Genomic DNA, 13,884 nt, shown 5'->3' with positions numbered 1-13,884 from the left:
TGTGACGATGCCATGAACCGCCGGCCCGGGAGCCGCTCGCCGCCGCGCGGAACAGGTCTGTACCAGCCTCTTGCACCGGGCCGTCGCGCGCCGCAAGCTCCCCTCATGGAGCTGGAGTTGCGGCATCTGAAGACCATCCGGGCGATCGCCGAGGCGGGCAGTCTGACCAGAGCGGCGACGGCGCTCGGGCTTGCGCAGCCCGCGCTCAGCGCGCAGCTCAGGCGCATCGAACGGGCCCTGGGCGGAGCACTGTTCGAGCGGGGCCGGCACGGTGTCCGGGCCACGCCCCTCGGTGAACTCGTCCTGGAACGCACGCAGATCGTGCTGCCCGCCGTGCGTGAGCTCCAGCAGGAGGCGGCCCGCTTCGCCCGCACCAGACGGCAGGCGGAGCGGCTGCGGATCGGCGGCACCCACGGCCCGCTTCTGGGCGCACTCGTGGACCACCTGGCCGGCGCCGCTCCCGCCACCACGGTGACCACCCGCGCCTCGTGGTCCGAGCGGGAACTGGCCGGCCTGCTCGCCGAAGGGCGGCTGGACTTCGCCCTCGCCGGCACCTGCGGGTCCGCCGCGCCGCCCGGCGCCCCGCACCTCGCCTGGCAGGAGATCGCCGTGGACCCGGTGTTCGTCATGCTCGCCGAGGATCATCCCCTCGCCCCCGGGCGGGAGGTCGACCTGGCCGCCCTCGCCGGCCAGGAGTGGGCCTGCGTGCCCGGTGACGGCTGCTTCGCGGACTGCTTCACGGCGGCCTGCGCCCGCGCCGGGTTCACCCCGCGCCGCATGTACGAGACGGACACCGCCTCCTGCGTGCACCTGGTGCAGGTCGGGCGTGCGGTGGGCCTGTGCCGGGCCACCTTCCCACCGACGCCCGGCCTGACCACCCGCCCGCTCGCCGGTACGCCGCTGGTGTGGCGGCACCTGCTGGGCTGGCACCCGGGAACCCAGCAGCCGGACACGGCGGCGGTCCTGCTGACCCAGGCCCGCATCGCCCACGCCAGGGCGGCTGCCCGCAGCGACAGCTACACCAACTGGCTGGCCCGGCGCGGCGATCCCGACACGGCGCTGCGGTGATCCGGGCGTTTCCATAACACCGGGGCAGGGGGTCGGCTGACGTCTTATGCCGCCCCGCGGCGCCTCCCTACGGTTTCGGCACTCCACCCGATTCCGAGGAGACCTCCCCATGCTCCTACGACATGCCAGAGCCGTCTGCGCCGCCGCCGCTGCGACGGCCGCGCTGGTCGGGGCCGGGCTCAGCGGCTCCGCCAGCGCCGGACCGGCCCACCCCGCCACCCCCACGGCGGCCGGGACCCTGCGCACCGCCGACGCCCCTCCCGGGCTCCTGAGCGCCCTGCAACGAGACCTCGGTCTGGACCGCCGCCAGGCGGAGCACCGCCTGGCGAACGAGGCCGAGGCGGGCGCCACCGCCGGCCGGCTGCGCGCCGCGCTGGGCTCCGACTTCGCGGGCGCCTGGGTGCGCGGCGCGCAGTCGGAGACGCTGACCGTGGCGACGACCGACCGGGCCGACGTTCCCGCCATCGAGGCGCGGGGCGCGCACGCCGCCGTGGTGACCCGTTCCCTGACCACGCTCGACGCGGCCAAGGCACGCCTGGACCGGGCCGCCGCGCACTGCTCCACCCGGGACACCCCGGTGTGGTACGTCGACGTGCCCACCAACACCCTCGTGGTGCAGGCGATACGACCGCAGGCCGCCCGCTCGCTGCTCGCGGCGGCCGGCGTGGACGCGTCCCTGGCCCGCGTGGCCACCTCGCCGGAACGGCCCCGGCCGCTGTACGACCTGCGAGGTGGCGACGCCTACTACATCGGCACCGGCAGCCGCTGCTCGATCGGGTTCCCCGTGACCCGCGGCACCCAGCAGGGGTTCGCCACGGCCGGGCACTGCGGGCGCGCCGGCAACACCACCAGCGGCTCCAACCGGGTCGCGCAGGGAACCTTCCAGGCGTCGGTGTTCCCCGGCAACGACATGGCGTGGGTGGCCGCCAACTCCGGCTGGACGGCGACGCCCTACGTGAACGGCTCGGGTTCCCAGGTCGCCGGGTCAGCCCAGGCCCCGGTCGGCTCCTCGGTGTGCCGCTCGGGTTCGACGACCGGCTGGCACTGTGGAACCGTCCAGCAGCTGAACACGAGCGTGACGTACCAGGAGGGCACCGTCAGCGGGGTGACCCGCACCTCGGTGTGTGCCGAACCGGGTGACTCGGGCGGCTCGTTCATCTCCGGCAGCCAGGCGCAGGGCGTCACCTCCGGTGGCTCGGGCAACTGCACCAGCGGCGGCACGACGTTCTTCCAGCCGATCAACCCGATCCTCCAGGCCTACGGCCTCACCCTCAAGACCAGCGGGAGTGACCCCGGCGACCCGGGCGATCCCGGTGACCCGGGTGGCACCTGGGCGGCGGGAACCGTCTACCAGGCGGGCGACACGGTGACCTACGGCGGGGCGACCTACCGCTGCATCCAGGGCCACCAGGCGCAGACAGGATGGGAGCCGCCGAACGTGCCGGCGTTGTGGCAGCGGCTGTGAGGCGCTGACACAGCCGGCCGGTGGGGACCCGGGCGTTCCTGACGGAGCGCCGGGGCCGCCCGGCCGGGTCCGGGCCGGCCCGGGGACCGGGCCACGGGGCCGGCGACCCGCCACAGGAGGAGGGCGGGTCGCCGGCCGGGCGCCGTCGGCCCCGCCGCCCGCCGGGGTGCGCGCTCGCCGTGGCCTGCGGCTCGCCGGGGGGACCGATCGCCGGGCCGGCTGTTCCGGAGCCAGGCCCTCGCACTCCATCCGCAGCGTCAGCCGGTCGTCCGTCAGGGGTCCTCCACTGTGGTGAGTTCGCCGTCCGCCGGTGTGTCTTCGGTGTCGCGGAGTTCGTCGGCCGGGTCGGTCCCACATGCCGGGGTAGACGGTTGCCCGGGACCATCGTGCGGGGAGATCACCATGCGCCGCATGGTGAGACGCAACGGCCCGCGTCCGCCGTCGAGTTCTTCCATCCACCGTGGCCGGATCCCGGCGCGGGGGCGGCGGGACGGCGGCGGGTTCAGGCCTCCAGAGGCGACCCGCCGGGCCCGCCCTGCCCCGTCGCCCGTCTCACCAGCGCCAGGATCCGCTTCTCGACCTCGTCGTCGATCTCGACCACGGCGAAAGCGGTCGGCCACATCAAGCCGTCGTCCAGCTTCGCCGGGTCGTTGAACCCGAGTGTCGCGTAGCGGGCCTTGAACTTCGCCGCGCTCTGGAAGAAACAGACGACCTTGCCCTCCAGGGCGTAGGCGGGCATTCCGTACCACAGCCTCGGCGCGAGGCCCGGGGCGCCGGCCTTGATCACGGCGTGGACGCGCTCGGCCATGACCCGGTCGGTGTCCTGCATTTCGGCGATCTTGGCGAGCACGTCCCGCTCCGCCTCCGCCGCCTTCTGGGCCCGTGAGCCGCGGCGCGCCGCCTTCCTCTGCTCCTGCGCGTGTTCCTTCATCGCGGCCCGCTCCTCGGCCGTGAACCCCTCGTACGCGCTGCCGCCGGCCATCGTCTCTCCCGTGGGTCGCTCGCTCGCAGCAGGTCCCGCGTTCCCGGCCGGACCCGATCGCTCCGTCACAGCATCCCCCCGCCGGACACGGCCCGCACCTGTGGCGACCACGGGAACCACGGCCCCGGGACACCCGGGCGGCACACCCGCCCCCCACCGCCCCCGCCGGCCTTCACGGGCAGCCCGGTACGGCGGGCACGTGCGGCAGGTACTACCGAAGAACGGAAGCGTGCCTCCATGGTGAACCGTGTCCCTGCCGGGCCCGCGGCGCGGGCTCCTCGGCCGGCCCGGAGGCGGCGTCGCCCCGCCCCGCGGTCCCGGGGCCCAGCGCACCGTCTGGCTGCGCGCCGACTCCACGGCGGCCGGGGCGGCGTCCGCGGCCCTGCCCTGAGCGCGCGTCCCCCTTCGGTGACCACGGGCCGGACACCCGGTCGCCGGGACCCCGGGCGAGGCCTTGCCGTCCGAAGCCCGACGCGCCGGGCGGCAGTGACGCGGGACTCGCACCGCGCCGCCGGGTGCCGTGTGCATCCATCGACTCCGCGGGCGGCGAAAACGGGGGCAGACGGCCGGTGACGACACTTCCGGCCGACCCCCTGCGGCAGGAGACGGACATGCACGAGACGGCCGTGGACCGCGCGACCGGCACGGTGTCACCCCATCGCGCCGCCGTCGCGTCCGTGCGGCACCCGGAGGACACCGGGTTGGCGGACGCACCGCTCACCTGGCGCTCGATCGGCCTGGAGACGATGGCGTCCATGCTGGTGGTGTCCCTGCGCCGCCTGGCGGCCCGGTACTTCGAGGCCGAGTGCCAGTGGCCGCGACTGCACCCGCTGAACGAACGTGTGACGGCCGTGCCGCACCACCCGCTGATCATGGTCGAGTCCCTGCGCCAGCTGGCCGTGGCCGTGGAACGTCGTCACCTGCCGCCCGTCCGGGGTGCGCGGCTGGAGGCCGTGTCGGTCAGCCTGGGGCTGCATCCGCGGACGAGGCCGACGGAACGGGGGGGTGCCACCGATGTGACGGTCCGCTGCGCCCTCAGCGACCTGGTGGTGAGGTCCGGAGCCGTCGAGGCGTACCGGCTCTCGGCGGAGTACCTGCACGCCGGGATGCTGTTCGGCCGGGGCACCATGCGCTTCGCCCCGCCGGCACCCGTGGAGGGGGCTGTCGCCGACGTGGTTCCGCCGCCGGCGCTGCTCCATCCCCCGGCCGCCGCGGTGGGCGCTGCCGGGGACCAGGACGTCCTGCTGGCGCGGGGGGCGCAGGGACGACTCGCCGTGGTCCCCCGCGACCCCGCGCACCCCGTCCTCCTGCCCGGACGGCCGATCCAGCTGCCCGCCCCGGCGGTCCTGGAAGCCGGACGGCAGGCGGCACTGCTGAGCTCCGGGATGACGGCCGCCGCGGTGATCGGGCTGCGCCTGGACCTCCGGGAAGCGGTCCCGTCGTGCGGAGCCCTGGTCGAGGTGGCCGGGGAGCCCAGTGGCGTCCGCTTCCTCGTCACGGCCGCCGGCCGGATCTCCGCCACCGGCACCGTCCAACTGCTGGGACGGTGACGCACGCCCGGAGAACCGGCCCGGAACGGGGGCTCCGGTGCCCGCGGACCCGCCCCTCCGCCCTTTCCGGCCGGATTCCGGAGCCACGTGTACGGCGCGCCGCCCGAGAGGGGGGCGCGCCGCACACGTGGGTGGGCGGAGGCGGATCGCCGACGCCGCCCCCTCGGCAGGGCATCGTGCGGGTCCCGCTGGTTCCGTCCGGCCCTACTTCCCCTGTACGCCCGCTCCGCCCTTCTCACCCAGTTTCCCGACGAAGTCCTGGGCCTTGTCGACAGCAGTGTCGATCTTGTCGCTGTGCTTGCCGGCGGTCCTGCCGTCGATGAAGTCGCCGACCTTCTCGAGCCCCTCGGAGATGGTGTCCCCGTGGGCCTCGGCGAGGTCCTCGGCCCTGTCCTTGAGGTTCTTCAGGGCATCGAACATGTGCGAACCTGTCTCCTTGTGCTGAACTGCCTGGTCAGGGCCATGTTCCCATGTCCGTCGGCGGTGGACGGGAGGCCGCGGGGGCGTGTTGGGTGCACCGCCCGGCACGGGGTGCGCCGGCGGGTTCCGGGTCGGTCGGCGGCCGGCCCGCGGCGGTGTCAGTACCACTGCGCCTTGGCGATCCCGGCGGTCAGCCGGGGCTCGGGAGGACTGCTGCTGATGGCGTATCGCTGCGCCTTCTGCCCCGCTTCGACGTCCCGGGCGCCCACGTAGACGGTCTCGACGACCTTCCCGTCCGAGTCGCTGAAGTCGACCTGCACCGCGAAGGAGGCGGTCCGGTCGGTGCGGTTGGTCATGGTGACGAGCAGCGCGCGCACGTTGTTCGTGGCCGACAGGGGCAGACCGGTCAGGGAGACGTCGCCCACGGCGTTGCCCTGCCCCTGGACCTCGCCCAGTTCCTTCCGGGCCTCCGTACGTGCCCGCTCGCTGTCCGCCGAGACGGATGCGGCGAACTCCGAGGCCCGGGCGGCGGCCGACGAGGCCGCGGATTCCTGGACCTCGGCCTTCCTCGACGCGGCCGACGACAGGATGCTCGTGGGCGCCTCACCCGAGAAGTTCGACGTGACGGGAGCGGTCGGCGCCGGGGCGGTGCCGCCGTCCCCACCGTCGCCGCCGCTGCAGGCAGCGAGTGCCAGCACACCGCTGACGGCTGCGCACATCCCGTGGGTCAAGGGGCGGCGCAGCGCGGGGCGGGGAGTCCGGGACGGTGTGCCGCTGTTCATGGGCTGCTCCTCGTTCGGGGCCGGCCGAGCCTCGACGCCCCCTCGGTGAGAAATGCGTGACACATCGCTTTCATGCCACTTTCACGGCAAGTGTGGGGGCGGCGCCGAGCACCTTCCAGCCAGGCGTACTCCAGCCGGTGCCGGGGACGGTGGCGGCCGGATCCGGCGACCGGCGCCCCGCCCCGGGCACCGGCCGAAAGGTCCTGGCGATCCTTCGGTGCGTCCGGCCGCGGCCCTCCTGCCGTGGCGGCGGCCCGCCCCGGCGGGGCACCCGAGGAGTCACGCCCGTGGGCGTGCGCCGCGCGGCGCCGTCCGGGGAGCCCGGGGGCCTCGGCGAAGACGGGTCATCCGCCCCCGTCGGTGTCGGTGTCGGTGCGGGTCCTCGCCGCCCGCCGCAGTCGGTGGTGGCGTCCCGCGCTCTGCTGCGTGACGGCGTCGCCGACCATCGTCCGTACGACGTCCTGGAGCCCGTGCAGCGCATGATGCCGGGCCGGGCCCGCGCCCGGGTCCTCCCGCAGTTCCTTCAGCAGCGCCCAGCACAGCATCATCATGACGAGCACGAACGGCAGGGCCACCAGAATCGTCGCCGTCTGCAGCGAGCTCAGCCCGCCCACCACCAGCAGCACCGCGGCCACCGCCGCCATCAGCACCCCCCACGTCACCACGAGCCAGGACGGAGGGTGCAGTGCGCCACGGCTGGTCAGCGAGCCCATCACGAGGGAGGCCGAGTCGGCGCTCGTCACGAAGTACGTCATGACCAGCACCATCGCGATGAAGGACGTGACCGTGCTGATGGGCAGGGCGTCCAGCATCCCGAACAGCGACGCCTCGGCACCGTCCTCCATGGTGCTCTCGAGGTCCGCCTCGCCGGTCGACTGCAGCCGCAGTGCCGAACCGCCCATCACGCAGAACCAGACGACCGTCGCCGCGCTCGGCACCAGCAGGACGCCGATGAGGAACTCGCGGATGGACCGGCCGTGCGAGATGCGGGCGATGAACGTCCCGACGAACGGAGCCCACGACAGCCACCACGCCCAGTAGAAGATGGTCCACGAGCCCAGCCACTCCCGGTCGGAGAAGGCTCCGGTGTGCGAGGCCATCGGCAGCAGGTTCTGCAGGTACCCGCCGATGGACGCCGGGATCGTGTCCAGGACGTAGACGGTCGGGCCGAGCAGGAAGACGAACACCATCACGCCCGCCGCGAGGACGATGTTCATCGTCGACAGCCACTTGACGCCCCGGTGGAGTCCCGAGAAGGCGGAGACGACGAACGCCGCCGACAGGGCCGCGATGATGACGAGTTGCGCGTTCTGGGTGGCGTTGATGCCGACCGTGATGTCGAGCCCTTCCGCGACCTGCAACGCGCCCAGGCCCAGGCTGGTCGCCGTGCCGAAGACGGTCGCGAAGACGGCGAGCAGGTCGATCACCCGGCCCGGCCACGACCCCGCCCGCCGCGCCCCGATGAGCGGCACGAACGCGGCGCTGAGCCGGTTGCCCCGGCCCTTGCGGAAACCGGCGTACGCCAGGGCGAGCCCTGAGATCCCGTAGATCGCCCACGGTGTGAGCGTCCAGTGGAAGAACGAGTACTGCATGGCCACCCGCGCGGCCCCGTCGGTCTGGGCCTGCACCCCGCTCCCCGGGGGTGGTGCGAGGTAGTGCGTGAGCGGTTCCCCGACGCCGTAGAACATCAGGCCGATGCCCATTCCCGCGCTGAACATCATCGCGATCCAGGCGAGGTTGCCGAATTCCGGCTCGGTGTCGTCCCTGCCCAGCCTGATCATGCCGAACCGGCTGAACGCGATCACCAGGCACAGGACCAGGAACACGTCCGCGGCGACCACGAAGAGCCAGCCGAAGTTGTTCAGGACCCAGGTCAGGCTCGTGGAGGAGACAGTGTCGAACGACTCGTCCCCGAGCCAGGCCCACAGCACCACGCCGACGACGGCGGCCATCCCGATGGCGATGAGGAGGCGGTCGGGCGATTCGGTCACCGGGATGCCGGGATCCGGCCCTGCCTTGGGCTGGTCAATCGGTTCCGTGCTCATGATGTCCCACTATGGTCGGAGATCATGTTCCCCTGTCGGGCGGCACGCCGCCCGACAGGGGCCTCGAACGGACGGCCGCGGCGCGCACCGCCGCGCACGCCCCGCGCCAGGTCGGGGGCGGGAGCGCGGCCGCCGGAGATCCGTGTCCGGTGCGGAAGCACGGGCCGGCCGCATGCGGGGCGGCTTCCGCCGATCGCCGCACGGGCCCGCGCCCGGGCGGGCTCACGTCGAACGGGCGCGAGGTGTCCCCCGGCCGGCCACGACCCGCACGGTCACCAGGTGCGGCCCGCCCGGAGCAGGAGGTCCCGCACGCGGGCGACGTCGGGATTGCCGGGGCGGCCCGGGCGCTGGGCCAGATAGCCGGTGTTGATGGGCGGGTCGTCCGGTTCCAGGAGCGGGACGAGCATGCCGGAGTCCAGCTCGTCCCGGCACAGATAGCGCGGCAGGACCGTGAAGCCGGCTCCCGCGGCGACGGCCGCGAGGACGCCGCGCAGATCGGGAACGGTGACGGCGGCGGCGCAGGACAGGCGCGTACCGAAGACGTGACGCCAGTAGCGGCGGGCGATCGGCACGTCCTCCGAGTAGGTGATCAGGGGGACGGTGCGCAGCGCCGCGGGCCCTTCCGCGGCGAGGCGTGCGCCGACCCGGTCGGCCCAGGAGGGCGCGGCGACCAGGACGAACTCCTCGTCCATCAGCGGTTCGGCGGTGAGGGTCCGGCCACGGGGACGGAAGGTGGCGATGACCAGGTCGTGCCGCCCGGCGCGCAGTTCGGCCAGGAGGGGCTCGGTCAGGCCCGGGGTGATCCGCAGTCGCACGCCCTCCGCGGTCAGCGGGGCCAGCGCCGGCAGGACGCGGGTGCAGATCAGTTCGGCGGGGCCCGCCAGGTGGACGGGGGGTGCCTGCCGGTCGGTCGAGGGTTCGGCGCCGGTGGCGGCGGCCAGCGCGTCGAGGGGTGCGCCGACCCGGGCAGCGAGGTCGTGGGCGACCGCTGTCGGGGAGACGCCGCGGGGCCGGCGGACGAACAGCTCGCGCGCCATCTGCCGCTCCAGGGAACGGATCTGAGTGGTCACCGTGGGCTGCGACAGGCCCAGGAGCCCGGCTGCGGCGGTGAACGAGCCGGAGCGGTAGACCGCCAGGAAGGTGCGCAGCAGATTCAGGTCCGCGCCCGGTGTCCCCGCAGCGGCCGGTGGCACGGCCGCCCCGTCGGAATGCCCATATGTCGTCACGAATCAGATGCCCCATCCCTGCGCCGGACGTGCTCCACCACGACCAGGATGCCTTGGCGGGCCCTTTCCGCGTGGTGCCCGCGCTGCGGGGCAGGGCACGGGCGTCCTCCGGCCCGCCCGGGAGACGTGGAGAACCGGGAGGCGAACGGGACCTGGGTTCTGCCGGCGCAGGTGGGCGAGCGCGGCCCGACCGGGGTGCCCGGTCAGCGGGCCGGGGCCGAGGAACCCAGCAGGCCGTTCAGCAACGCGTCGGTGGCCGGCCCCAGCAGTGCGCCGCCGTCCCGCACCGACTCCAGCCCCGTCACCAGGGCGACCGCGATGTCCGCGGCCCGGGCCGGCTCTTCGACCGTGCCCGGCTCCGCGAACAGCCGGATCAGCAGCTGCCGCAGGTCCGCGGTGAAATCGGCGCAGATGTTCCCGAACAGGCGGGCCTTGTGGTCCAGCAGTTCGGCGGTGTGGGGGGAGGGACCGCTGAGTTCGGCGACCAGGTCGAGCCTGGCCTGCAGGACGCCCCGTATCCGTGCCGCGTACGGGGCGTCCCGGTCGTCCGCCGCCCGCCGGGCCCGCTCGAGGGCCTGTGTGTGCAGGCGGTGGGCCAGGCGGCGGAAGACGTCGTCCTTGTTGCGGACGTACTGGTAGACAGCCGACCGGGACACACCCATGCTGGAGGCGATGTCGTCCATCGTCGTGCGCCGTACGCCGTACCGTGTGAGGCAGTCGTACGCGGCGTCGAGGACCTCGTCGAGCCGGTCGGAGCCCACGCGTCAGCCCAGCTTCTTCAGCAGCTCGGCGGCGAGCGGGGCGGAGGAGGCCGGGTTCTGGCCGGTGACCAGGTTGCGGTCGACCACGACGTTGGGCGCCCACGGCTCGCCCACCTGCACGTCCACACCGGCCTCGACGAGACGCGTCTCCAGCAGCCAGCGTGCCTTGTCGGCGAAACCGGCCTGTGTCTCCTCCGCGTTGGTGAACGCGGCCACCCGGTAGCCGGCGAAGGCGTTGCCGCCGTCGGCCCCCGTCGCGGCGAGCAGCGCCGCAGGAGCGTGGCAGACCACACCCAGCGGCTTGCCGGAGGCGAGCGTGTCGACGAGGAGCGCGCCGGAGGTGGCGTCGACGGCGAGATCCTCCATGGGGCCGTGACCGCCGGGGTAGAACACGGCGTCGTAGTCACCGAGTTCCACGTCCTCCAGGCGGAGCGGGGACTTCAGCTCGGCCATGGAGGCGAGGGTCGCGGCGATCCTGTCGGCCCCCTCCCGGCCGCCGTTGACCTCAGGTGCCAGGCTGCCCTGGTCGACGGTGGGCACGACGCCACCGGGGGTGGCGACGACGACCTCGTGGCCGGCTGCCCGGAACGCCTCGTACGGGGCGGCGGCCTCCTCGGCCCAGAAGCCGGTGGGGTGCTTGGTGCCGTCGGCCAGCGTCCAGTGGTCGACGCCGGTCATCACAAAGAGGATCTTCGACATGGTGAATCTCTCCGAGGCTGCTGGTGCGGGCCCGCGGGGGCCCGGGACGAGCCGCACGCACCGTCACGGTGTGCGGGTCGACACTCCGTGCACAGATCGTCAGTGCGGCGATGTCGTCGACGGTAGGCCGGACCGGCCAGCGGTGACCAATGCGGAATCCAATGCCGGACATCGGGATTCCGATGCCTTCTTCGGGAATGCGGTCCCGGGCCGTTCACCTGGCGGGGGCCGGCCCGATCCCGGTGGAGTGCGGGCGGCCGTGCCGGGCGGGGTGGCGGCGCCCGTGCCCGGTGGTACCGGCGGCCGCCCTCAGCCCACCGGTGCCGGCGTGCCGCGGAAGGTGCGCCGGTAGGCGAGGGGTGAGACACCGATCGCGGCGTGCAGGTGCTGGCGCAACGAGGTGCCGGTGCCGAACCCGACCTGTCCGGCGATGTCGTCCACCGGCAGGTCGGTGGCCTCCAGAAGGTGCCGCGCCTGCGCGACCCTCTGCTGGATCAGCCACCGACCCGGGCTCACGCCGACCTCGTCGTTGAAGCGGCGGGCGAAGGTGCGCAGGCTCATGCGGGCGTGCCCGGCGAGTTCCTGCAGGGTGATCGGCTCGTGCAGGTGCTCCAGCGCCCACTGACGGGTCGCGGCCGTTCCGTTCGCGGAGGTCTCGGGCACCGGGCGTTCGATGTACTGCGCCTGGCCGCCGTCCCGCCAGGGCGGGACGACGCACACCCGCGCCACCTGGTTGGCCACCTCGCTGCCGTGGTCCGCGCGCACGAGGTGCAGGCAGACGTCGACTCCGGAGGCGGCGCCGGCGGAGGTGAGCACCTGCCCGTCGTCGACGAACAGCACGTCCGGATCCAGCGCCACCTGCGGGTACCACTCACGGAAGCGCCCGGCCAGCGCCCAGTGAGTGGTGGCCGGACGCCCGTCGAGCAGACCGGCGGCTGCCAGCACGAACGCACCGGTACAGATCGACACGACGCGTGCCGTCCGGGGGATCGACGCCAGTGCCTCCCGCACCGGCGCCGGCACGTCGCGCGTGACGAGGGAGGAGTCGACCGGCGGCAGAACGACCGTGTCCGCCGTCGTCAGCGCCTCGGGACCCCGCTCGACGGTCACCGAGAAGTCCGCGTTCGTCCGGACCGGACCGCCGTCGACGGAGCAGGTCAGCACCTCGTAGCGGTCTCCCGCGGCCCCGAAGACCCGGCTGGGGATCCCCAGCTCGAACGGGTACACCCCGTCCAGGGCGAGCACGACGACACGATGAGCACGACGCATGGCAGAATCCTGTCGAAAGATGGCAATCATGCCATGGTACTCGGTGGGCCGGCCCGCGAGGCTGGAACGCATGACGAAGACCGCCACGATGCGTGCCATCAGCCAGGACACCTACGGAACCCCTGAGATCCTCAAGGAGGTACGGATCCCGCGACCCGCGCCGGGACCGAGCGAGATCCTCGTGTCCGTCCGCGCCGCAGGCCTCAATCCCACGGACTGGAAGCACCGCTCCAGCGAGCTGTTCCTGGGCGGCCGACTGCCCCTCGTCCTCGGCTGGGACGTCTCCGGGGTGGTCGAGGCCGTCGGTTACGGCGTCACCCTCTTCAAGCCCGGGGACGAGGTCTTCGGCATGCTGCCCTACCCGTACGGCGTCGGCTCCCACGCCGAGTACGTGACGGGACCGGCGCGTGCCTTCACCCACAAGCCCGACGGCATCGACCACCTCCAGGCCGGTGCCCTGCCCCTCGCAGCCCTGACCGCCCACCAGGCGATCGTGGACACCGCCGACGTCCGGGCCGGACAGCGGGTCCTCATCCATGCCGCGGCCGGCGGCGTCGGCCACCTCGCCGTGCAGATCGCCAAGGCCCGCGGTGCGTACGTCATCGGCACCGCCAGCGCCGCCAAGCACGACTTCGTCCGTTCCGTCGGCGCCGACGAGGTGATCGACTACCGCAGCACCGACTTCCGCGACGTGGCCCGCGACATCGACATGGTCCTCGATCCGCTCTCGGGCGACACCCGCGCGCGCTCCCTGGAGGTGCTGCGGCCGGGCGGCACGCTCGTCTCGCTGCTGCCGGGCACGGACCCGGGAGAGGCCGCGCGCGCGACCGAGCGGGGCGTGCGCGTGGAGACCCTGCTGGTCGAGGCGGACCACGCCGGAATGAACGCCGTCGCCGAACTGGTCCGGGCCGGCGTCCTGCGCGCCCACGTCGAGGCGGTCCTCCCGCTCGCGGAGGCGGCCAAGGCCCACGCCCTGGGCGAGACCGGCCGTACGACCGGCAAGATCGTGCTGACCGTGGACGCCCCCGCGTAGCGACGCGGCGGAGGCGGGGTGTGCTCGCGGAGCCCGAAAGGCGCCGCCGCACCCCCCGTTCCGCCCCGGGGCGCCGACGTCGGGCATGACGCGGGTCCCGGTCGCACGTCCCCCTCGCGGCTGCGGCCCGCCGGCGGGCGCAGGATGCCGCCCGCCGATGTGATCGACAGGGGCATCGCGGGCACCCCCCAGGGCGGGGCAAGCGCGCTCCGCGCCCCACGGCATCCCCCATGCGGCAGCGCCTGCCGCCACGGCGCGGAGCGTGATGCGCGAGCAGCAATGGAGGGATGAAATGCCCGGAAGTATCCTCTGTGTGTACTCATGCTCACGATCCGACCGAATCGGGTCCCGGCTCTGCGGGAGCGCACATGTCCTCCAAGCGACGCAGGAAGAAGAAGTCACGCCGCAAGCACGCCGCGAACCACGGGTGCCGGCCCCAGTCCTGAGCGGGTGACTCCGGCCGCCCCACCTGCGCGCCGCGGCCGGAGTCCCACCCGCCGGCCGCTGCTGCGCGCACTCCGGGCGGGCCGTGCCCGCGTCCCGGACCGTGCGCCGGGCGGCGGCACCGCGGCACACGGGGAAGT

General features: G+C 73.8%; 13 protein-coding genes. 5 read left to right on the top strand and 8 right to left on the bottom strand.

Going from position 1 to position 13,884, the window contains the following annotated elements:
- The first annotated feature begins 105 nt into the window (after positions 1–105).
- Both I3F54_RS13420 and I3F54_RS13415 read left to right on the top strand, forming a co-directional pair.
- Positions 106–1,068 carry a LysR family transcriptional regulator gene (locus tag I3F54_RS13420; RefSeq protein WP_240118948.1) on the top strand — a complete coding sequence of 321 codons (963 nt, stop codon included), beginning with the start codon at positions 106–108 and terminating at the stop codon, positions 1,066–1,068.
- 109 nt (positions 1,069–1,177) lie between these two features.
- Positions 1,178–2,533 carry an alpha-lytic protease prodomain-containing protein gene (locus I3F54_RS13415; protein ID WP_240118947.1) on the top strand — a complete coding sequence of 452 codons (1,356 nt, stop codon included), beginning with the start codon at positions 1,178–1,180 and terminating at the stop codon, positions 2,531–2,533.
- A 502-nt stretch (positions 2,534–3,035) separates the two neighbouring features.
- Here the strand turns inward: I3F54_RS13415 and I3F54_RS13410 are convergent.
- Entirely contained in the window at positions 3,036–3,515 is a 480-nt protein-coding gene (locus tag I3F54_RS13410; RefSeq protein WP_240118946.1) for an iron chaperone, read from the bottom strand.
- Between the two features lie 247 nt (positions 3,516–3,762).
- Between I3F54_RS13410 and I3F54_RS13405 the strand changes: the two genes are divergently transcribed.
- Together I3F54_RS13405 and I3F54_RS13400 are read left to right on the top strand one after the other, a co-directional pair.
- Positions 3,763–3,906, top strand: a complete 144-nt coding sequence (locus I3F54_RS13405) for a hypothetical protein (protein WP_240118945.1) — start codon at positions 3,763–3,765, stop codon at positions 3,904–3,906.
- A 220-nt stretch (positions 3,907–4,126) separates the two neighbouring features.
- Complete coding sequence (locus I3F54_RS13400; RefSeq protein WP_240118944.1) at positions 4,127–5,065, top strand: AfsA-related hotdog domain-containing protein; 939 nt, start codon at positions 4,127–4,129, stop codon at positions 5,063–5,065.
- A 204-nt stretch (positions 5,066–5,269) separates the two neighbouring features.
- Here the strand turns inward: I3F54_RS13400 and I3F54_RS13395 are convergent, their stop codons facing one another.
- The 7 genes from I3F54_RS13395 to I3F54_RS13365 all read right to left on the bottom strand — a co-directional run bounded on the left by I3F54_RS13395 (position 5,270) and on the right by I3F54_RS13365 (position 12,267).
- Positions 5,270–5,485 (bottom strand): antitoxin, encoded by a 216-nt coding sequence (locus I3F54_RS13395; RefSeq protein ID WP_240118943.1) that lies wholly within the window; start codon positions 5,483–5,485, stop codon positions 5,270–5,272.
- A 158-nt stretch (positions 5,486–5,643) separates the two neighbouring features.
- Entirely contained in the window at positions 5,644–6,267 is a 624-nt protein-coding gene (locus I3F54_RS13390; RefSeq protein WP_240118942.1) for a hypothetical protein, read from the bottom strand.
- 344 nt (positions 6,268–6,611) lie between these two features.
- Entirely contained in the window at positions 6,612–8,312 is a 1,701-nt protein-coding gene (locus I3F54_RS13385; protein ID WP_240118941.1) for a BCCT family transporter, read from the bottom strand.
- Between the two features lie 272 nt (positions 8,313–8,584).
- Complete coding sequence (locus I3F54_RS13380) at positions 8,585–9,538, bottom strand: LysR family transcriptional regulator (protein WP_374205919.1); 954 nt, start codon at positions 9,536–9,538, stop codon at positions 8,585–8,587.
- A 203-nt stretch (positions 9,539–9,741) separates the two neighbouring features.
- Positions 9,742–10,299: a TetR/AcrR family transcriptional regulator gene (locus tag I3F54_RS32090; protein ID WP_308373460.1), complete on the bottom strand. Its 558-nt coding sequence runs from the start codon at positions 10,297–10,299 to the stop codon at positions 9,742–9,744.
- Positions 10,300–10,302: 3 nt separating this feature from the next.
- Positions 10,303–10,998, bottom strand: a complete 696-nt coding sequence (locus I3F54_RS13370) for a type 1 glutamine amidotransferase domain-containing protein (RefSeq protein WP_240118940.1) — start codon at positions 10,996–10,998, stop codon at positions 10,303–10,305.
- A gap of 309 nt (positions 10,999–11,307) precedes the next feature.
- Positions 11,308–12,267, bottom strand: a complete 960-nt coding sequence (locus I3F54_RS13365) for a GlxA family transcriptional regulator (RefSeq protein WP_240118939.1) — start codon at positions 12,265–12,267, stop codon at positions 11,308–11,310.
- Positions 12,268–12,355: 88 nt separating this feature from the next.
- On the opposite strand from I3F54_RS13365, the gene I3F54_RS13360 reads away from it, so the two are divergent.
- The gene (locus I3F54_RS13360; protein ID WP_240119014.1) at positions 12,356–13,300 is read left to right on the top strand and encodes an NADP-dependent oxidoreductase; all 945 of its coding nucleotides are present in this window, start codon (positions 12,356–12,358) and stop codon (positions 13,298–13,300) included.
- Positions 13,301–13,884: the final 584 nt, after the last annotated feature.

It is taken from the genome of Streptomyces sp. MUM 2J, from assembly GCF_022414535.1.
Classification (GTDB): domain Bacteria; phylum Actinomycetota; class Actinomycetes; order Streptomycetales; family Streptomycetaceae; genus Streptomyces.
The sequence above is the reverse complement of the archived record's forward strand: the minus strand, read 5'-3'. Positions and strand labels throughout refer to the sequence as shown.

Coding starts and splice junctions, on each gene's coding strand:
- I3F54_RS13415 (WP_240118947.1), top strand. CDS start 1,178: ATGCTCCTACGACATGCCAGAGCCGTCTGCGCCGCCGCCGCTGCGACG.
- I3F54_RS13385 (WP_240118941.1), bottom strand. CDS start 8,312: ATGAGCACGGAACCGATTGACCAGCCCAAGGCAGGGCCGGATCCCGGC.
- I3F54_RS13400 (WP_240118944.1), top strand. CDS start 4,127: ATGCACGAGACGGCCGTGGACCGCGCGACCGGCACGGTGTCACCCCAT.
- I3F54_RS13420 (WP_240118948.1), top strand. CDS start 106: ATGGAGCTGGAGTTGCGGCATCTGAAGACCATCCGGGCGATCGCCGAG.
- I3F54_RS13390 (WP_240118942.1), bottom strand. CDS start 6,267: ATGAACAGCGGCACACCGTCCCGGACTCCCCGCCCCGCGCTGCGCCGC.
- I3F54_RS13370 (WP_240118940.1), bottom strand. CDS start 10,998: ATGTCGAAGATCCTCTTTGTGATGACCGGCGTCGACCACTGGACGCTG.
- I3F54_RS13395 (WP_240118943.1), bottom strand. CDS start 5,485: ATGTTCGATGCCCTGAAGAACCTCAAGGACAGGGCCGAGGACCTCGCC.
- I3F54_RS13360 (WP_240119014.1), top strand. CDS start 12,356: ATGCGTGCCATCAGCCAGGACACCTACGGAACCCCTGAGATCCTCAAG.
- I3F54_RS13410 (WP_240118946.1), bottom strand. CDS start 3,515: ATGGCCGGCGGCAGCGCGTACGAGGGGTTCACGGCCGAGGAGCGGGCC.
- I3F54_RS13365 (WP_240118939.1), bottom strand. CDS start 12,267: ATGCGTCGTGCTCATCGTGTCGTCGTGCTCGCCCTGGACGGGGTGTAC.